The sequence below is a fragment of the Enterobacter sp. DNB-S2 genome (assembly GCF_019443845.1).
Taxonomy (GTDB): domain Bacteria; phylum Pseudomonadota; class Gammaproteobacteria; order Enterobacterales; family Enterobacteriaceae; genus Enterobacter; species Enterobacter asburiae_B.
The window spans coordinates 840,706-859,991 of the sequence record NZ_CP050520.1; the positions used below are offsets into that span (position 1 = coordinate 840,706).

16 protein-coding genes are annotated in these 19,286 nt (G+C 55.1%); 8 read left to right on the forward strand and 8 right to left on the reverse strand.

Annotation, left to right across the window (positions count from 1 at the left end; genetic code table 11):
• Window positions 1-7: 7 nt before the first annotated feature.
• From HB664_RS04050 to HB664_RS04065, 4 genes are all read right to left on the reverse strand, one after another.
• Entirely contained in the window at window positions 8-370 is a 363-nt protein-coding gene (locus HB664_RS04050) for a YibL family ribosome-associated protein (protein WP_063145475.1), read from the reverse strand.
• Between the two features lie 58 nt (window positions 371-428).
• Window positions 429-1,019, reverse strand: coding sequence for a mannitol operon repressor MtlR (gene mtlR / locus HB664_RS04055; RefSeq protein ID WP_033147025.1), 591 nt, complete (start codon window positions 1,017-1,019; stop codon window positions 429-431).
• Window positions 1,016-2,164, reverse strand: a complete 1,149-nt coding sequence (mtlD, locus tag HB664_RS04060; protein WP_032665121.1) for a mannitol-1-phosphate 5-dehydrogenase — start codon at window positions 2,162-2,164, stop codon at window positions 1,016-1,018. The genes mtlR and mtlD overlap by 4 nt, the downstream gene beginning before the upstream one ends.
• 99 nt (window positions 2,165-2,263) lie before the next feature.
• Window positions 2,264-4,171 (reverse strand): PTS mannitol transporter subunit IICBA, encoded by a 1,908-nt coding sequence (locus HB664_RS04065; RefSeq protein WP_023309922.1) that lies wholly within the window; start codon window positions 4,169-4,171, stop codon window positions 2,264-2,266.
• Window positions 4,172-4,830: 659 nt separating this feature from the next.
• Here HB664_RS04065 and HB664_RS04070 point away from each other — a divergent pair.
• The 6 genes from HB664_RS04070 (at window position 4,831) to aldB (ending at window position 11,982) form a co-directional block, all read left to right on the forward strand.
• Complete coding sequence (locus HB664_RS04070; protein ID WP_023334046.1) at window positions 4,831-5,187, forward strand: DUF3302 domain-containing protein; 357 nt, start codon at window positions 4,831-4,833, stop codon at window positions 5,185-5,187.
• Between the two features lie 2 nt (window positions 5,188-5,189).
• Window positions 5,190-6,326 carry an HlyD family secretion protein gene (locus HB664_RS04075; protein WP_033147023.1) on the forward strand — a complete coding sequence of 379 codons (1,137 nt, stop codon included), beginning with the start codon at window positions 5,190-5,192 and terminating at the stop codon, window positions 6,324-6,326.
• 90 nt (window positions 6,327-6,416) lie between these two features.
• Complete coding sequence (locus tag HB664_RS04080) at window positions 6,417-7,025, forward strand: glutathione S-transferase (protein ID WP_033147022.1); 609 nt, start codon at window positions 6,417-6,419, stop codon at window positions 7,023-7,025.
• Between the two features lie 103 nt (window positions 7,026-7,128).
• Window positions 7,129-8,514 (forward strand): L-seryl-tRNA(Sec) selenium transferase, encoded by a 1,386-nt coding sequence (gene selA, locus HB664_RS04085; protein WP_219940389.1) that lies wholly within the window; start codon window positions 7,129-7,131, stop codon window positions 8,512-8,514.
• A complete protein-coding gene (gene selB, locus HB664_RS04090) occupies window positions 8,511-10,358 on the forward strand; it encodes a selenocysteine-specific translation elongation factor (protein WP_219940390.1) in 1,848 nt (615 codons plus the stop codon). Before selA ends, selB begins: the two co-directional genes overlap by 4 nt.
• 85 nt (window positions 10,359-10,443) lie before the next feature.
• On the forward strand, window positions 10,444-11,982 hold the full coding sequence (aldB, locus tag HB664_RS04095; protein ID WP_219940391.1) for an aldehyde dehydrogenase AldB: 1,539 nt from the start codon (window positions 10,444-10,446) through the stop codon (window positions 11,980-11,982).
• Here the strand turns inward: aldB and HB664_RS04100 are convergent.
• Window positions 11,979-12,944 carry a LysR family transcriptional regulator gene (locus tag HB664_RS04100; RefSeq protein WP_213730094.1) on the reverse strand — a complete coding sequence of 322 codons (966 nt, stop codon included), beginning with the start codon at window positions 12,942-12,944 and terminating at the stop codon, window positions 11,979-11,981. The two genes, aldB and HB664_RS04100, sit on opposite strands and share 4 nt — an antisense overlap.
• A gap of 117 nt (window positions 12,945-13,061) precedes the next feature.
• On the opposite strand from HB664_RS04100, the gene HB664_RS04105 reads away from it, so the two are divergent.
• Together HB664_RS04105 and HB664_RS04110 are read left to right on the forward strand one after the other, a co-directional pair.
• On the forward strand, window positions 13,062-13,802 hold the full coding sequence (locus HB664_RS04105) for a MipA/OmpV family protein (protein WP_048980292.1): 741 nt from the start codon (window positions 13,062-13,064) through the stop codon (window positions 13,800-13,802).
• Between the two features lie 382 nt (window positions 13,803-14,184).
• The gene (locus HB664_RS04110) at window positions 14,185-14,640 is read left to right on the forward strand and encodes a 4Fe-4S dicluster domain-containing protein (protein ID WP_182931397.1); all 456 of its coding nucleotides are present in this window, start codon (window positions 14,185-14,187) and stop codon (window positions 14,638-14,640) included.
• Here the strand turns inward: HB664_RS04110 and HB664_RS04115 are convergent.
• The 3 genes from HB664_RS04115 to avtA form a co-directional block, all read right to left on the reverse strand.
• Window positions 14,624-16,342, reverse strand: a complete 1,719-nt coding sequence (locus HB664_RS04115) for a ShlB/FhaC/HecB family hemolysin secretion/activation protein (protein WP_058841875.1) — start codon at window positions 16,340-16,342, stop codon at window positions 14,624-14,626. The two genes, HB664_RS04110 and HB664_RS04115, sit on opposite strands and share 17 nt — an antisense overlap.
• Window positions 16,343-16,461: 119 nt before the next feature.
• Complete coding sequence (locus tag HB664_RS04120; protein WP_224435038.1) at window positions 16,462-17,259, reverse strand: collagen-like triple helix repeat-containing protein; 798 nt, start codon at window positions 17,257-17,259, stop codon at window positions 16,462-16,464.
• Between the two features lie 615 nt (window positions 17,260-17,874).
• The gene (avtA, locus tag HB664_RS04125; protein ID WP_033147014.1) at window positions 17,875-19,131 is read right to left on the reverse strand and encodes a valine--pyruvate transaminase; all 1,257 of its coding nucleotides are present in this window, start codon (window positions 19,129-19,131) and stop codon (window positions 17,875-17,877) included.
• Between the last annotated feature and the right edge of the window lie 155 nt (window positions 19,132-19,286).

The following is a 19,286-nucleotide window of genomic DNA, read 5'->3' on the forward strand; positions in this document are numbered from 1 at the left end:
GGAAGTATCAGAACGCGGTCTTACAAAAACCCGTCATCTCTTTCAGGCCCATTTCGCGGCCAAGCTCGGTCATAGGGTGTACCACCACCAGACCACGGACGCTTTTTTTCAGCTTGCCCATGTCGGCCTGTTCTTTTTTGGTGATCGCGCGGCGGTGCGGCATGTCCATCAGCTTCTGCGCTTCTTTGCTCAGCTTCTGGCCCTTCACTTCGCGCAGGCGCTCGATTTCGGTTTCCAGCGTGGCGGCTTCTTTTTCCAGCTCGGCGTACTTCTCGGCGGAATCGACCAGTGACAGGCCAGCCATCTGGTGGCGGATCAGATCCAGACGGTCGCTCAGGCGTTTAATTTCGTTCTTTTCGACTTCTTTCATGACAAATAACTCTGAAAACGGGGAATTTACAGGGAAGGATACACCAATGTGAGCAGGCTTACTTCTGAAACGCTTTTTTTAAGCTGATTCGGGAAATCAGCTCAGTCAGGGAGAGCACCATCGTGGAGCGGACAACCTGTTGATAACGCAGCTTTTGCATCGCGTATAGCTCAGGGTCGCTGTTATCAAAATGCGGAGCAGGGGGGAGCGCGCTGACGCAGTGCAGCTCGCCGAAGGGCCCCAGGATCTCATCATCGGTAAAGGTGTACTCGTTACCGTCATGATTGAGCTCTTCGCGCAGCGCCATTAACAGCTCCGCATCTTCATACTCTTGTCGGTTGAGCACGCCAAGACCATAAATCAGCTTCAGACGCACGGATAAATCGCCCAGCGGTCCGTCTCCGTCCAGTAACGGTTCTACAGCATACTTTACCGCGTAGTCGTCTTTGCGAAACACCTGAAGCACCAGGATATTCACCGCCTCGGTTAACAGCTCGACGGCGGCGATCAGGAAGCTTCGTACGGTTTTGCCAGCATTCAGACGCTCAAGCACACGATTTTCAAAGGCCTGGGTTTGTTCCATTATTGCCTGCATATCTGACAATCTATTATCTGGGCGCAGGTTAACCTGCGCCGCACTGTGCATCATTTGGTTGCGTTGTATGCGTTAACCGCCTCCACAACCACGTCGCTGTTGGCGTCCAGACCGGAAATCTGCGCCAGCGCAGCCTGCGCGCCTTTGTCATCAATAAGCTGAGCCAGTTCCTGCGCCTGTGGGTCCTGCTCGCTGCGGTAGTGCATCGCGGCGGCAATCCCTTTCACCAGGTTGGCGTGCGGCAGGCCGTATTCCAGCGTGCCCAGCAGCGGCTTAATCAGACGGTCGCCCGCGCTCAGTTTGCGCAGAGGCTGACGGCCCACGCGCTCAACGTCATCTTTCAGATACGGATTTTCAAAGCGACCGAGGATTTTCTGGATGTATGCTGCGTGTTTATCAGCATCAAAACCGTAGCGTTTGATCAGCACCGCGCCGCTCTCTTCCATTGCCCCTTTCACCACCGCGCGGATCTTCTCATCGAGGATCGCGTCACGAATGGTCTGATGACCGGCCAATTTTCCGAGGTACGCGGTTATAGCATGCCCGGTGTTCAGCGTGAAGAGTTTGCGTTCGACAAATGCCATCAGGTTATCGGTTAATTCCATTCCCGGAATGGTCGGCAGGGCGCCTTTAAACTGGGTTTTATCAACGATCCACTCGCTGAAGGTTTCCACGGTCACTTCCAGCGGGTCGTTGGTGGCGGATTCAGACGGCGGAACGATGCGATCCACGGCGGAATCCACAAACCCAACGTGCGCTTCAACCCAGGCTTTGTCTTCGTCTGCTACAGCGTTAAGCACGTGGCCTTTCAGCTGCGTGGTGCCGCGCACCATGTTTTCACAGGCGATGATGTTCAGCGGAGCGTCGATGCCCTGCGCTTTACGTTTTGCCAGGCCTTTCGCAACCGCAGGGGCGATGCGCTCAAGGACGACCGGACCCACGGCCGTGGTGACCAGATCGACGCTGGCGATCAGGTCGATAACGTCTTCCCCGATGCTGCTGACCGCGTTGACGCCGGATACCGTCTCAACCTGCTCGTTTTCACCGACTACATGGACCTGATAGCTATGACGCGCATTCAGGGCATCCAGGACCACCTGATTCACATCGGCGAATGTCAGCGTAATGCCCGCGTCTGCCAGCAGTTTACCGATAAAACCACGACCGATATTACCTGCGCCAAAATGTAATGCTTTCATAGTGTTAACCTTCATCAATGTTTTTACCCGAGAGGGCTGGGGTGAGGAACTTTTTCCCCTCACCCTAGCCCTCTCCCCAGAGGGGAGAGGGAAGAGAACTTATTTGTTAAGAAGTGCCAGGACTTCTTCCACGCTGGTGGTGCTCGCCAGACGCGCAATGACAGATTCATCATCCAGCGCGTTGGTCAGGCTGGTAATCACCTGAATGTGCTCGTTGTTGCGAGCGGCGATACCGATCACCAGACGGGCGATGTCGTCTTCTTCTTCACCGAAGCGCACGCCCTGCGGATACTGACAAAATACGACGCCGGTTTTCAGGACGCGATCTTTCGCTTCAACCGTACCGTGCGGCACCGCGATGGATTCGCCCAGGTAGGTTGGCGTCAGTTTTTCGCGTTCCAGCATTGCGTCGACATATTCAGGCTGAACGTAGCCGCCTTTCACCAGCTGCTCGCCGGCAAAGCGAATCGCTTCTTCTTTGGTTGCTGCTGTGCGACCGAGGAAGATGTTTTCCGCACCCAGTTTGAACAGGTGGGCGTTGCTTTCGTCAAAGCTGTCCTGCAGGCTTGAGCGCACTTTCACTTCGTTGTCTTCGTGACGCTGCGCCGCAACCAGACGTTCGGTCAGGCTGGTGTACAGGCCGCTGTCGAGGAAGTTGGTCAGCGAGATGTGCTGTGCCTGCGGCACCTGACGCATGGCGCGTTCGGTCAGGTCGCGGTGCGTGATGACCAGGTCAACGTCCGGCGGCAGGCTGTTAATGGCGCTGTTGGTGACGGAGATGTTGGTCAGGCCCGCATCCTGCACTTTCTTACGCAGCACGCCTGCACCCATTGCGCTGGAACCCATACCGGCGTCACAGGCAACGATGATTTTACGCACGTGGCTCAGGTCGTTAGACACATCGCCAGCCGCCAGCGGGGTTGCGCCTTTGGATTCGGCTTTCATGTCGTGCATACGACGGGTCGCCGCTTCAATATCGTCGTCTTCTTTCACTTTGCTGGTTTTCAGCAGGATAGAAGAGACCACGAAGGAGACTGCCATGGCCGCACAGATGGCCGCGATGTTCGCGAAGTACGCCCCTTTTGGCGTCATCGCCAGCACCGCCAGGATAGAACCCGGAGAAGCTGGAGACACCAGACCGCCGCCCAGCACGCTCAGGGTGAACACGCCGGTCATACCGCCAAGGATAACGGCCAGGATCAGACGTGGGTTCATCAGCACGTACGGGAAGTAAATTTCGTGGATACCGCCCAGGAAGTGAATGATTGCCGCGCCGCCAGCAGACTGCTTAGCGCTGCCGCGACCAAAGAACATGTACGCCAGCAGTACGCCCATACCCGGACCTGGGTTGGCTTCAATCAGGAAGAAGATAGACTTGCCGAGATCGTGAGACTGCTGAATACCCAGCGGCGAGAAGATACCGTGGTTGATGGCGTTGTTCAGGAACAGGATTTTCGCCGGTTCAACAAAGATAGACGCCAGCGGCAGCATGTCGTGCGCCACCATAAAGTTAACGCCTGCCGCCAGAATTTTGGACAGCACTTCAACCGCAGGGCCAATGCCGAGGAACGCCAGAATCGCGAGGATCATCCCGATGATGCCCGCAGAGAAGTTGTTCACCAGCATTTCGAAGCCGGATTTGATCTTACCATCAACCCAGACGTCGAATTTCTTAATCGCCCAGCCGCCCAGAGGACCGGCAATCATTGCACCGAGGAACATCGGCATATCCGCACCGACGATAACACCCATGGTCGTGATGGCACCCACTACGCCACCACGGTCACCGCCCACCAGACGACCACCGGTGAAACCGATGAGCAGCGGCAGGAGATAGGTAATCATTGGGCCAACAAGTTTCGCCAGCGTTTCGTTAGGCAACCACCCTGTCGGAATGAACAATGCAGTGATGATACCCCACGCGATAAACGCGCCGATATTTGGCATCACCATGTTGCTGAGGAAACGACCAAAGCTTTGAACTTTGATCTTGAAATCGGATGACATAAAACACCCCTTCTTCTGTTTACGCTTAGGCTTGCGGCCCGAGGTTTATTGTTAATGAGGCGGCAGAGGTAGCCGGGCCCTGTTCTGATGCTGTGAAATCTGGCACTGAATCGTTCAACTGTCCAGACAGCGAAAATTTGTGTGACGCACATCACGTAAAGGTAGGGGGTGTGGATGTCAATGAGGTGATCTTAGTCACAAAAAAGATGGGCAAAAAAAATACGACGGCGAGAAATGCGGCAAAAACCACCCTTTTATGTGATGGTTGTCACGATTTGGTTTTGTGGGTTTGTTTCTGGATTGTGACTGATTTCACAAAATATTTTTATGCAGATTTCTCCGGCTGTGATCGGCGGCAAACTCTGCTTAGCGATTCGGCGTCAGGATGGCATAGCGCGACACGTTAAGCTAAAAAACCACTTTTGAAGTGTGGTATGGCGAAAAGTTAAAACGTGGATTACGCTCATATTGTAAGGTTAAGTATATTATTATTCAGGATATATTTTGACACGCTTATAAACTTGCACGGAGATATTATAAAAAACGATACTCCCCGGCTCTGAAATAACCAGTATACCTTCTGTATTTCAAAATAAATTAATTAGGTTGCGTACTGTTTTATTAATTAAATGAGTTGACGTTGTTTAAGTGAGGAGAATATGTTTCTCAACTATTTTGCGCTGGGCGTATTGATTTTTGTATTTCTGGTTCTCTTTTATGGAATCATCGCCATCCATGACATTCCTTATAATATGGCCAAAAAGCGAAACCATCCGCATGCCGATGCGATTCACACGGCAGGCTGGATTAGCCTGTTTACGCTCCATGCCATCTGGCCGTTCCTGTGGATATGGGCCACGCTGTACCGTGAAGATCGCGGCTGGGGGATGCAAAACCACATCACCAAGCCTGATGAGGTTCCGGGCATGGATGCGCTGGCCAAACGCGTGGCCGAATTAGAACAAAAGCTGGCCGCGGTACAGCCCGCCGCTGATAAAAACACGCTGGAGCGCTAATCATGGATCTGTTAATTATTTTGACCTATGTGGCATTTGCCTGGGTGATTTTTAAAATATTCCGTATTCCGGTAAATCAGTGGACGCTTGCCACCGCGACATTAGGCGGGGTGTTTATTGTTGCCGGGCTTATTCTGTTAATGAACTATAACCATCCGTACACCTTTACGGCGCAAAAGGCGGTTATTTCTATTCCAATTACGCCGCAGGTTACCGGGGTGGTCAGTGAAGTGACCGATAAAAATAACCAGCTTATTAAAAAAGGCGAAGTGTTATTTAAACTGGATCCGGGCCGCTACCAGGCGCGCGTCGACAGACTCCAGGCCGACCTGGTGACCGCAACGCACAATATCGACAATCTGAAAGCGCAGCTTTCGGAAGCGGTCGCCAATACCACCCGCGTGTCGGCTGAACGCGATCGTCTGTTTAAAGATTATCAGCGCTACCTGAAAGGCAGCCAGGCAAAGGTGAATCCGTTTTCTGAAAGCGATATCGACAACGCGCGGCAAAATTATCTCGCACAGGATGCGATGGTGAAAGGCTCCGTTGCCGAACAGACGCAGATTCAAAGCCAGCTGGACAGCATGGTGAACGGCGAGCAGTCGCAGATTGCCTCCTTACGCGCGCAGCTTGCTGAAGCGAAATACAACCTGGATCAGACCGTGGTCCGTGCGCCAAGCGATGGCTACATCACCCAGGTGCTGATCCGTCCGGGGACGTACGCCGCCGCGCTGCCGCTGCGTCCGGTGATGGTCTTTATTCCTGAACAGAAGCGTCAGATCGTGGCCCAGTTCCGTCAGAACTCGCTGCTGCGCCTGAAGCCGGGCGATGAAGCGGAGGTGGTGTTTAACGCGCTGCCGGGCCAGGTGTTTACCGGTAAACTCACCAGTATTCTGCCGGTGGTGCCGGGAGGCTCCTATCAGGCGCAGGGCGCGCTGCAGTCGCTGACGGTGGTGCCGGGAACGGACGGCGTGTTGGGTACGATTGAGCTGGATCCGAATGCGGAAGTCGATGCGCTGCCAGACGGTATCTATGCCCAGGTGGCGGTCTACTCGGACCATTTCGCCCACGTCTCGGTGATGCGTAAAGTATTGCTGCGTATGACCAGCTGGATGCACTACCTCTATCTCGATCACTAATCCTTCCAGGGCAGGAATGCGACACGCATACCTGCCCTTTTTTCATCGCTTGATCCATACTGACTTTTTTCCGGCATCAAGGATCAGGCAATGAAACTCATCGGTAGCTACACCAGTCCCTTCGTGCGAAAAATCTCGATTCTCCTGCTGGAGAAAGGGATTGAATTTGAATTCATCAATGAACAGCCCTACAACGCTGAAAACGGCGTCGCGCAGTACAACCCGCTGGGGAAAGTCCCGGCGCTGGTGACGGACGAGGGCGAATACTGGTTCGATTCCCCGATTATTGCGGAGTATATCGAGCTGCTGGGCGTTGCTCCGGCAATGCTGCCGGCTGACCCAAAAGCGGCGCTGGCGGTGAAGCAAATTGAAGCCCTGGCCGATGGCATTATGGATGCGGCGTTAACCTCCGTGCGTGAGCAGGCCAGGCCCGCCGCCCAGCAGTCGGAAACGGAACTGTTACGCCAGCGGGAAAAAATCAGCCGCAGCCTGGACAGGTGCGAACAGCTTATCCGGGAGGGAAAGATTCAAACCGACAGCCTGAACCTGGCAACTATCGCTATCGCCTGCGCCATCGGCTATCTCAACTTCCGCCGGGTTTCCCCTGGCTGGTGCGTCGACCGTCCGCTGCTGGTGAAACTGGCAGACACGCTTTTTAGCCGCGAGAGCTTTGCCCGGACAGAACCGCCAAAGGCTTGACGCGGGTTATAACACTTCGGCGTCGGAGGCGGTACAATCCCTCCACATGTTAACTCCCTCTCCCGTCGGGAGGGGGGGAGATATTTACTCGCCAGGCGCTTTCATGACTACTCATCATTCGCTGTACAGCCAGATCCCCGCTACCGACCGTCTCCTTCGCGAGCCCCGCATTCATGCTGCCGTTGAGCGTTTTGGCCATACCGCGACGGTGGAGATGTTACGCCTGCTTCAGGACGAAGCCCGATGCGCTATTCAGGCAGAAAACGCCTTGCCCGACTGGTGCGCGGCGTGGGAGCAGGAAGTTGAGCACCGGCTGGATGAGAAAGCGCAAAGCGCATTACGCCCGGTGATTAACCTGACCGGTACCGTGCTGCATACCAACCTGGGCCGCGCGCAGCAGGCGGAAGAGGCGGTTGCGGCGGTTGTGCAGGCCATGCGGGCGCCCGTGACGCTGGAGTACGATCTGGACGGCGCCGGACGCGGGCATCGTGACCGGGCGCTGGCGGACCTGCTGTGCCAGCTGACCGGCGCGGAAGATGCCTGCATTGTGAATAACAACGCCGCAGCGGTGCTGCTGATGCTGGCGGCGACTGCCAGCGGCAAAGAGGTGGTGGTTTCCCGCGGCGAGCTGGTGGAGATTGGCGGGGCTTTTCGTATTCCGGACGTGATGCGCCAGGCGGGCTGTACGCTGCATGAGGTGGGTACCACTAACCGTACCCATGCGAAAGATTATCGCGCGGCGGTGAATGAAAATACCGCCCTGCTGATGAAGGTTCACACCAGCAATTATCATATTGAAGGCTTCACCAAAACGGTTGAAGAGGCAGAGCTGGCGGCGATTGGTCGCGAACTGAATATACCGGTGATTGCCGATCTCGGCAGCGGCTCGCTGGTGGATCTGAGCCTTTACGGGCTGCCGAGAGAGCCGATGCCGCAAGAGATGATTGCCGCAGGCGTTAGCCTGGTCAGCTTTTCCGGCGACAAGCTGCTGGGCGGGCCGCAGGCCGGGATTATCGTCGGCAAGCGCGAGCTGATTGCGAAGCTGCAGCAGCATCCGCTCAAGCGCGCCCTGCGAGCCGATAAAATGACGCTTGCCGCGCTGGAGGCGACGCTGCGGCTCTATCTCTATCCGGAGAAACTGGCCGACCGCCTGCCCACGCTGCGTCTGTTAACCCGCGATGCCGCTTCGATTCGCGCCCAGGCCGAATTACTGCTGCCGCGCATTGCCCCGCACTACCCCGATTTTGACGTTCGCATTGAACCCTGCCAGTCGCAGATTGGCAGCGGTTCGCTGCCGGTGGACAGGCTGCCGAGTGAAGCGCTCACGTTCACCCCGCGTGACGGGCGCGGCAGCCACCTTGAAGCCCTGTCGTCGCGCTGGCGTGGCCTTCCCGCGCCGGTTATCGGGCGGATTTACGATGGCCGAATGTGGCTGGATCTGCGCTGCCTTGAAGATGAAGAGCGATTTCTGGAGATGTTGTTGAAATGATTATTGCCACCGCCGGTCATGTCGACCACGGAAAAACCACGTTGCTGCAGGCGATTACCGGCATAAACGCCGACCGCCTGCCGGAAGAGAAAAAGCGCGGCATGACCATCGATCTGGGCTATGCCTACTGGCCCCAGCCTGATGGTCGCGTGCTGGGTTTTATTGATGTTCCGGGGCATGAAAAGTTTCTGTCCAACATGCTGGCGGGCGTGGGGGGTATCGATCATGCCCTGCTGGTGGTGGCCTGCGATGATGGCGTCATGGCGCAAACTCGTGAGCATCTGGCGATTCTGCAGCTGACCGGTAACCCGCAGCTGACCGTGGCGCTGACCAAAGCCGATCGCGTGGATGACGCTCGCGTCAGCGAAGTGCGCGAAGCGGTACAGGCGACCTTGCAGGAGTATGGTTTTGCCGATGCACCGCTTTTTGTCACCGTGGCGACAGAAGGGCGCGGTATCGATGAACTTCGCCACCACTTACAGCAGCTTTCGTCGCGTGACCACGCCAGCCATCACCGCTTCCGTCTGGCAATTGACCGGGCGTTTACCGTCAAAGGCGCGGGGCTGGTGGTGACCGGTACGGCGCTGAGCGGTGAAGTGAACGTAGGTGATACGCTCTGGCTAACGGGCGTTAACAAACCGATGCGCGTGCGCGGCCTGCATGCGCAAAACCAGCCCGCGGAGCGTGCTCATGCCGGGCAGCGGATCGCGCTGAACATTGCCGGGGATGCGGAAAAAGAGCAGCTTAACCGCGGCGACTGGCTGCTGGCCGATGCCCCTCCTGAGCCGTCTGAACGCGTCATTGTCTCCCTGCAGACAAACGTGCCCCTGACCCAATGGCAGCCGCTGCATATTCACCACGCGGCCAGCCATATCACCGGGCGCGTGTCGCTGCTGGAAAACGACCTTGCCGAAGTGGTATTCGATTCACCGCTCTGGCTTGCAGACAACGATCGTCTGGTTCTGCGTGATATTTCCGCGCGGGAAACGCTGGCCGGGGCACGGGTGGTCGCGCTGAATCCGCCGCGACGCGGCAAGCGTAAGCCTGAATATCTGCAGTGGCTGGCAGCGCTGGCGCAGGCCAGCGATGATAACGCCGCGCTGCGGGTGCATCTTGAGCGCGGTGCGGTGAGCCTGCGTGATTTTGCATGGGCACGCCAGCTGAGCGAGGAAGGGTTACGCCTGCTGGCCCAGCAGCCGGGCTTTATTCAGGCTGGAAACAGTCTGCTAAACGCCCCGGTTGCTGCGAACTGGCAGCGTAAGATACTGAACACGCTCGCAACATACCATGAACAGCATCAGGATGAGCCTGGCCCGGGCCGTGAGCGTCTGCGGCGCATGGCGCTGCCGATGGAAGACGATGCGCTGGTGCTGCTGCTGATTGAAAACATGCGCGAAAGCGGGGCGATCAAAAGCCACCACGGCTGGCTCCATCTGCCGGATCACAAGGCCGGATTCACCGCAGAGCAAGAAGCGGTATGGCAAAAAGTGGCCTCGCTGTTTGGCGATGAGCCGTGGTGGGTTCGCGATCTGGCCCGCGAAACGAATACCGACGAGCAGGTGATGCGTCAGGTATTGCGCCATGCGGCGCAGCAGGGGCTGATAGTCGCGATCGTGAAAGATCGTTATTACCGTAACGATCGTATTGTGGCCTTTGCGAACCTGATCCGCGAGCTGGATCTGGAGCGGGGCTCTACCTGCGCAGCCGATTTCCGCGACCGGCTGAACGTGGGCCGCAAGCTGGCGATTCAGATCCTGGAGTATTTCAACCGCATCGGCTTCACCCGCCGTCGCGGTAACGATCATTTATTGCGCGATTCGTTATTATTTCCTGAAACTCCGTGACCCCCGTCGTAAAGCCGTTACCGGTTGGCGAGAAAATCGCCAGCCGGAACTACCCTTGATGTACACCAACAGCAAGGAGACGGTCATGACAAACAATCCTCCCTCATCGCGTATCCAGCCCGGCGAGTATGGTTTTCCCCTCAAGCTGAAGCCTCGTTATGACAACTTTATTGGCGGCGACTGGGTAGCTCCCGTCGACGGCGAATACTATTCCAACCTGCCCCCCGTAACCGGCCAGCCGCTGTGCGAAATAGCCAGCTCCGGCAGGCGCGATATCGATCTGGCGCTGGATGCGGCGCACAAAGCGAAAGATAAATGGGGCCACACCTCCGTTCAGGACCGCGCGGCTATTTTGTTCAAAATCGCCGACCGGATGGAGCAGAATCTGGAGCTGCTGGCGACGGCGGAAACCTGGGATAACGGCAAGCCGATCCGGGAAACGATGGCTGCAGACGTGCCGCTGGCCATCGACCACTTCCGCTATTTTGCCTCCTGCATTCGCGCTCAGGAGGGCGGAATAAGCGAGGTAGACAGCGACACCGTGGCGTATCACTTCCACGAACCGCTGGGCGTCGTCGGGCAAATCATTCCGTGGAACTTCCCGCTGCTGATGGCGAGCTGGAAAATGGCGCCCGCGCTGGCGGCCGGCAACTGCATTGTGCTTAAACCGGCGCGTCTGACCCCGCTCTCGGTGCTGCTGCTGATGGAAATCGTTGGCGATCTTCTGCCGCCGGGCGTGATTAACGTGGTCAACGGCGCGGGCGGTGAGATAGGGGAATATCTGGCTACCTCGAAACGGATCGCTAAAGTGGCGTTTACCGGGTCGACGGAAGTGGGCCAGCAGATTATGCAGTACGCCACGCAGAACATCATTCCGGTGACCCTGGAGCTGGGCGGGAAATCCCCGAACATCTTCTTCGCGGACGTGATGGAGGAAGAGGATGCCTTCTTCGATAAAGCCCTGGAAGGGTTTGCGCTGTTTGCGTTTAACCAGGGCGAAGTCTGCACCTGCCCAAGCCGCGCGCTGGTGCAGGAGTCCATCTATGAGCGCTTTATGGAGCGGGCCATTCGCCGCGTCGAGTCTATCCGCAGCGGTAACCCGCTCGATAACGTCACGCAGATGGGGGCGCAGGTCTCGCACGGACAGCTGGAAACCATCCTCAACTACATCGATATCGGCAAGAAAGAGGGGGCGGATATTCTGACCGGCGGTCGCCGTAAGGTGCTCGGCGGGGATCTGCAGGAAGGGTATTACCTTGAGCCAACGATCCTGTTCGGTCAGAACAACATGCGCGTCTTCCAGGAGGAAATTTTCGGACCGGTGCTGGCCGTGACCACCTTCAAAACGATGGAGGAGGCGCTGGAGATTGCCAACGACACGCCGTATGGCCTGGGAGCCGGCGTCTGGAGCCGCAACGGTAATCTGGCCTATAAAATGGGCAGAGGCATTCAGGCCGGGCGCGTCTGGACCAACTGCTACCACGCCTATCCTGCGCACGCGGCATTTGGCGGTTATAAGCAATCGGGCATCGGGCGTGAAACCCACAAGATGATGCTGGAACATTATCAGCAGACGAAATGTTTGCTGGTCAGCTACTCCGATAAACCGCTGGGGCTGTTCTAATCGCCCAGCTCAGGCCGTCCATGGGCGGCCTGAGCAATTTGCTGGCGCAGGCAGTTCAGAACGCCATCCAGAACGTATTGCACGCGCCAGGGCTGGTATTCGCGTTTGCGGAAAATGGCCGTCAGATCGAGCCACCACTCTTCCTGATGCGGGAAGCAGGGGACCAGCATCCCTTTCGTTAATTCTTTTTTCAGACTCTCTTTTGGCGCAAAAACAATCCCAAGATTATTTCTTGCCAGCTCCAGGGCCGTCTGCGTATTGTCGCAAATATAATTACCGGTCACCCGGTAGTCATGCACGCTATCACTGCCGTGCACGCGGAAACGCCAGATGTTTGCATCATCGATCAGCATGGAATCAATGAGAATACAGGAATGATTAATTAAACCTTCAGGTCCCGTTAAGGGGTGTTTATTTAAATATTCCAGGGTAGCGAATGCCGTAACAGAATATTTTGTTAACACGCTGGCAACCAGACTTTCGTCTTTCGGCGGCGCATAGGTAATTAAAATGTCGCAGTCATCCGGAAAAGAAACGCCTTCTGAAAATTCATTCCGATCCAGGTTATAGGTTTTCAGGGAGATGCGGATGTCACCGATATCTTCTATCTGATGGATCACGTGGCGCGCGAGATAGGTTACGATACCTGTAGGGGCATAGATCGTGACCTTTCCGCGCTTTTCATGCTTATAATCAGCAATAAAATTAACGAGTTGACTGTTCTTATCCAGCGTGGCATCAATGTACGGGAGTAACGCTTCCCCAAACTGGGTCAGGGCCAGCTGGCGCGTGGTGCGCTCAAAAACCTTGAGCCCAACCCGCGTTTCAAAATCAGACAGATATTTACTGACGTTGGCCTGCGCCATGCCCAGCAGGGCGGCGGCATCACCAATGCTGTGGGTGGCTGCGATGACGGATATAATTTTTAACTCGCGCGGCTTTAGCTGTAATTTATTCATCATGCACACCCATCTATATGATTTTGTATATAATATTATATAAACCACAGCGTTGCATTGGCAAATTTGTAACCATTATTATGCGCCTCGCTTGTTTGGCATTTTAATGGATTACATGTAATGACTATTAAATACAATTTACTCATCGCTGCCACGTTATTTGCAACATCCTCAGCAATGGCCGGTGACTTTTCACTAGGAGCGGGGGCTGTATTTAATGAGTCTCCTTACAAAGGCTATAACGAAAATACTACCGCAGTACCGTTAATTAGCTACGAAGGCGAGAGCTTTTATGTTCGCCAGACCACGGGCGGATGGATCCTGTGGAAAGACGCAAAAAATGAACTCAGCCTGACCGCATCGTGGATGCCGCTGCATTTCGATCCTGATGACAACGACGACCATCAGATGAAAAAGCTTGATGAGCGTAAAGCTTCTGCCTTCCTCGGCGGCGCGTACTACCGCCACGAAAGCTGGGGTTCGCTGAAAGTGGCGGTCTCGGGCGATGCCACGGATGAAAGCGGCGGTATGATCGGCGAGGTTTCATACTTCCGTCCAATCAGGATGGAACGCCTGACCCTGACGCCCTCTGTCGGTATTTTCTATAGCGACGAAAGCTATAACGACTACTACTATGGCGTATCCGGCAGCGAGTCTCGCCGCTCAGGTCTGGATGAATACACCGCCGGTGATAGCTGGACGCCATACGTTGGCCTGGCGGCCAAATATCAGTTAACCCAGAAGCTGTATCTTAACGCCAGCGCGGTCTACACCGTATTGCCTGACGACGTGAAGAACAGCCCGATGATCGACCGCGACGACAGCTTCGCACTGATGACCGGCCTGACCTGGCGTTTCTGATGCGCTAAAGCCGGGTGGCGGCTTCGCCTACCCGGCCTACATGGACTGCCACCGCAGTTTTACGTAGGCCCGTGCAAGCGAAGCGCCGCCGGGCATATTTGAGAGTACCGATCTCCCGTTTTCCCTTCCCGTCCTGGCTTCCTCATTAATATTCCTGATACGCTAATGCGATCTGCGCCATCAATAAAGGTGTGCATCATGTGTATCATGCTTAAAGAAAATCAAACCGGGCACTCTCGCCCGTATTTGGCGACAGGCGTGAATTAAGCACGGATATCAGGAGTCGTTATGTTTTATCCGGCTTACATTCGTTCTGACTTCGACGGTAGCGCCAGCGGCTATCTCAAAAGAACCGGCTTTTAATGCACGCGAGGCGTAACACATGAACCGATTTATCATGGCGGATGCGGAAAAATGCATTGGGTGCCGCACCTGCGAAGTGGCCTGCGCGGTGTCGCATCAGGACGCCGTCTCCGCTAATGCCTTTTCGCCCCGCCTTCGGGTGGTTAAGGGAAGTTCATACACTACGGCAGTGGGTTGCCATCAGTGCGAGGACGCGCCGTGTGCTAACGTCTGTCCAACCCATGCCATCAGCCGTACGGCGGGAGCCTGGCTCGTTGAGCAGACGCGCTGCATTGGGTGCAAAAGCTGTGTGGTGGCATGTCCGTTTGGGGCGATGCAGGTGCGCCTGGAGGGAAATAAGGTGCAGGCGCTGAAATGTGATTTATGCCTGCATCGCGAAGGCGGACCGGCCTGCGTGGAGGCCTGTCCAACCCACGCGTTACGCTGCGTTGACCCTGCCAGGATTCGGGCTGAAAAGCTTACTGCATTTTATTGAAATTCCACGTAAACGTCAGACTGTAGCGCCAGTCTCTGTTGCGACTGTCTGTCGGAACATCCCCGACGGGTCGTGCCGCCTCAACCGTGACGCTATAGTGGCGCGTATCGCCTATCATCACCCCGGCAGCCACTGACCCGAGCCGCTGATGAGGCAAACCGGACGTGTTAAACCAGGTTTGCGCGGTATCGGCCAGGATATAGGGCTGGATGGTGGCAAGCCAGGTACTCTCTTTTCGCATCTTGATATAGCGCAGTTCTACCTGCCCGCCATAGCCGTAATCACCGCTTGCTTCACTGTCCTGATATCCACGGCCAAAGCGCTGGGCACCGAAGCTAACGCGTTCGGGCTCTGGCAACGTGTTATTTGACCAGTCTCCCTCCCATGATGTTGATAGCCGCCATTTGTCGGCAAACAGCCAGGCTGCGTCTAAATAGCTTTTTGTGAGCGTAAAATTAATATCGGGTTTAGGCGCTGAGACGATATCGGCACCCATCGCATCAATACCCTGTCGTACGTTGAGTCTGCCGCTGATGCTGGCGGTTGTGAATTGATGTGCACCATTGATACCCACTTCCAGCGCCGGATAACGTGCGTGTTGGTTGACGGAGTCCAGACTGTAGGTTTTGCCCTGCAGTCTGGCCTGCAGGGCATAGTCATCCTGGCGGTCGGTATAATCAAAACCGCTGGTCAGATTAATTTGTGATTTTTGCGTCAGCAGCAATGGATAGCCAAACGTCACGCCGCCGTTGTATTGCGTGGTTTTTTGCTTCGAATCGACCTGAATATTATTGGGCAAAGTGAGCAGGGGGGAAAAATCCCGCGGATTTTCACGGTAATAGCTGCCTTTGATCTGCATCGTCAGCCCTTCATCGTTTAAAAACTGCTGCCAGTTCAGACCCACATAGTTTTTTCGCGTGTTGCTATCTAACGGTATAAGCGTAGCCACGCCAAGCTGATCGCCATAGCTTGTCAGGTTGCTGAGCGTTCCGTTCAGCATCATTACATCTTGCCCTTTACGGGTGTCGATCGTGGAGGCGATATTCCAGCTCCGCTCCTCATTACCGGTTATCTGCATCGCCGCCGCGCCATAGATATTGGTTGGCAGCTGCGCGTTGGCCGTGACCGGAACGTTCGGGGTGCGGGTCATCAGCTGGCTATATCGATCGAACGTATCCTGAGACAGCGGTTTTTCCGCCATGATTTTTTCTGACAAGCGTTTAAGGCGCGCGGCGATATTGGGGTTGTTACTGGTTATGTCGCTGTGCGCCACGTACCCTTCGACCAGGACAATTTTAATATTTCCCTGCTGGAAATTATTATCGGGCAGCCAGGCATAGGAGAGCGGAAAACCGTCGGCCTTGTAGCGCGCCGTAATATCATTTACCAGCCCCGTAAGCGTTTTTAGCGGCACGGTTTTTCCGGCGTAAGGCCTGAAGGGTTTAAGTAATTCCTGCAAGGGATAACGCGTGCCGCCAATAAACTGAATGTGATGAATGGTAATGGGCGTTTCAGGCGTCAGCGTTGACTGCGGTTTTTCTATTTTGACTTTCGGCTGTGGGACGGTCTCAGTCTGTTCTGGGGCAACGTTACGAGAAACTTGCGCCGGGTTATCAGGGTTAATAATAGAGGGCAGTGTATCGGCGCGGGCCATGCTCAACACAACCAGCCCCGTCAGCGAAAAAAGGAAATGGTTTTTCATCGCGCTATCCCTGTTCATCATTCCCGGTTAGGGGGAGTGTCGCTGTACGAAGCGCCCCTGAAGCAGGGGCGCAGAAAGGCAATAACCGTTTTACTGTTTTGGCGTCAGTAGACCGGTGGTTAACGTGTTGTTGTGCTGGCGGTAACGCCCGACGTCAGGGTATTGAGGGTTGTATTGACCGTCGCACCCAGGCTGTTGTTCGTGGCCGCCACAGTTGCATTAGCTGTGAGGGAGCCTGATCCTCCTCCGGTCGTCGAGGTGGCGGGTTTCACTAGCGTACCGGTATCCGTCACCGTCTGGCCGACGTTTTGAACGACCTGACCTACGCCGCTAAGCCCGCTATTACTGCTGCTAACGTTGGTGCCTACGCCGCTCACGGTGTTTCCTACCTGCGTCAGCAGGCCGTTGACCGGAGTACCCAGACCTGTTGTGGTGCCCACGCTTTGCGTCACGCCTTGTACTCCGCCCAGCGTCTTGTTCACCACAGTCGTCGTATCGGTTGTTACCTGAGCTACCGCAGGGCTACTGACCGTGTTGGTTAAACCTGTGCCGGTGTTACTGACTAACTGCCCGGTACTGTTTACCACGCTGCCCGTCAGGCCTGTTACGCCGCTAACCGGTGTTCCCGATGTCGAACTTGCCAAGCCCGTGCCTACCGTAGAGACGGTATTGCCCAATGAGGTGACCGACGTGGTCACGCCCTGAACCGTCGTACCGACACCGTTCGCGTTGCCCGGATCGCCAATGCCGGAGGTGACGCCTGTTCCCACGGTAGAGACGGCGCTGCCAACACCGCTGACGGTGGTTGAAACGGTTGATGTGACAGGATTATTTGTCGGGATCTGGCTTCCCAGACTGTCCACCGTAGAGCCGACGCTGGTCACCGTTTTACCGGCATCACCCAGCACAGTATTCACGCCTGCAGTGGTTGTGCCGCCACTGCCCGTTCCGGTTCCTCCGCTGCCGTTACCTCCGGTTCCCGTTCCTGAGCCCGAGCCTGTCCCTGAACCTGAGCCAGATCCGTTACTGCCTGAACCACCATTGTTAGCCGTTGTGCCACTTCCATCACCCGAGCCGGTATTACTTCCGGTTGCAGGGTTATTTTTGGCTGTTGAGTGAGATCCGCCACCGCTTCCACTGCAGGCAGAAAGAGAGAACGCGAGCAGTACCGCAGCAGCAATTACGCTGATGCGACTAGCATTATTAGGTAGCATAAAAATACTCCACGCAATAGAACGCCGAGCGGCGTATTAGTGAGTATATGCAGTATTTTAAAAATGCACACAGACTCGCTTCGAGGATATTTTTTTACCAGCGTTGTTTGTTTTAAATCTTATATAACAATGAGTTAATTAAGTTATTATTTAATGTCTACTTAATTATTTTTGAATTACTATAGTGCCATTAAAACAACAGGAATTATCCTAAATAATCCCTTTAAATAATAGGGCAATAAAGCTGAAGGATATATCCTTTATAAAATATATAGATCACGATAAAAATAAGGCTCTTCATCCGAAGAGCCTTAATATTTAACAATTGCCTTCGCGCCAGGCTTTTTCAATTTCTTCGGCGAGAATTTTAACACCCGCTTCGATTTTTTCCGGATCGGGTACGTAGTTCATGCGCATGCACTGGTGCGTATGCGGCCACGGCTTATCCAGTCCCGGGAAGAAATAATCGCCCGGTACCATCAGAACGCCGCGCTTTTTCAGGCGCTGGTAGAGCAGTTCGGTGGTGACAGGCAAATCCTTAAACCACAGCCACAGGAAAATTGCTCCTTCTGGTTTGTGGATCAGGCAGCGTTCTTCCGGCAAATAGCGGCGAAGTATCGCAATCGTCTCCTGAACGCGCTGGTAATAGAATGGCTTGATCACGTCATTCGACAGACGCAGCAGGTCGTTGCGCTTAATCATTTCACACATCATCGCCGGGCCAATGCCGCCCGGTGAAAGGCTGATAATGCCGTTCATATTGGTAATGGCGGTGATGATTTTCTCGTTGGCGATGATGATGCCGCAGCGGCTGCCCGGCAGACCCAGCTTAGAGAGGCTCATGCATAGGACAATGTTCGGGTTCCACAGCGGTCGTGCTTCGCTGAAGATAATGCCCGGGAACGGCACGCCGTAGGCGTTATCGATCACCAGCGGAATGCCGTGCTGATTCGCCAGCGCATCCAGCTTCATCAGTTCGTCGTCGGTGATCACGTTGCCCGTTGGGTTAGTCGGGCGCGATACGCAGATCATGCCCGTCTCTTCACCAATATGCAGGTGTTCAAAATCGACGTGATATTTGAACTGGCCTTCCGGCAGCAGCTCGATGTTCGGGCGCGCAGAGACGAACAGATCCTCTTCCAGGCCGGAATCAGCGTAGCCGATATACTCCGGTGCCAGCGGGAACAGCACTTTTTTGGTAGTGCCGTCGGCGCGACGCCCTGCGAACAGGTTAAACAAGTAGAAAAACGCGCTCTGACTGCCGTTTGTCAGTGCAATATTCTGTGGTTCGATATCCCAACCCAGCTCGTCACGCAGCATTTCGGCGAGGAGTGCCAGCAGTTCGGTTTTACCCTGCGGGCCGTCGTAATTGCAAAGCGCATCGGTTGCTTTGCCGCTTTCCAGCATCTGAGCGAGCAGCGTCTGGAAATAGGTATTCATCTCCGGGATTTGAGCCGGGTTTCCGCCGCCGAGCATGATTGCGCCCGGTGTGCGCAGCCCGTCGTTGAGATCCTCCATCAGGCGAGTAATGCCTGAATGGCGGGTAAATTTGTCGCCGAAAAGTGAAAACGTCATAGCAGGTGATCTGTCGAGCTTATTTTGAAAGTGGGTAACCATAACGCTAGCACCGTGCTGGTGCAAATCGGGTGATGTGGTCGGATTTGTTGTTTTATAGGGCGGAAGTGTATTTGTGTAGTGAATAGTTCTGGTGGGTTTCCCCTCACCCTAAC